This window comes from Acinetobacter lactucae (assembly GCF_013344765.1).
GTDB lineage: Bacteria > Pseudomonadota > Gammaproteobacteria > Pseudomonadales > Moraxellaceae > Acinetobacter > Acinetobacter lactucae_A.
Map to the genome: position 1 here is coordinate 1 of NZ_JABVBF010000426.1, position 476 is coordinate 476.

Annotated in this window: 1 pseudogene; it reads right to left on the reverse strand. The window is 40.1% G+C overall.

The features are described from left to right. Positions 1 to 476: pseudogene (locus tag HUN22_RS17685) on the reverse strand (fimbria/pilus outer membrane usher protein); the annotation flags it as partial.

The following is a 476-nucleotide window of genomic DNA, read 5'->3' on the forward strand; positions in this document are numbered from 1 at the left end:
GCATAAATCGAAGCATTGTTTTCTTTCGCTTCCTCATCTCGCTCTACATAACCACCCCAGCCAAATGATCCGATTTTCGGCTCTGATAGCCCGAATATTTCCTGTCTGTAACTCAACTTACCGCTGTCACTTGACACACTCGTAATTGCATTAACTTTACTAGACGGGGTATATCTCAGTGCAAAGTAAATCCCATAGTCCTTGCTATTTTCATAATCTTTATACGCTGATGCATAAAAGCCCCAGTTCTTGTCCAGACTTCCACTTAAATTAGTAGACAGTAACTTATAAGAGTTCTCGCTATATTTGATCTGGTTATAACCTAGATAAACCCCATAGCCTGGATAAAAGTTATAGTTAATCCCTGCCCTAAAAATCTCATCTGCCAGTGCACTGTAGTTCAGATAGTTTTGTGACTCGGCATTGAGCTGATTCTCTTTTAAATATCTGACCTGAGATACACGGGCAAGGTCAAA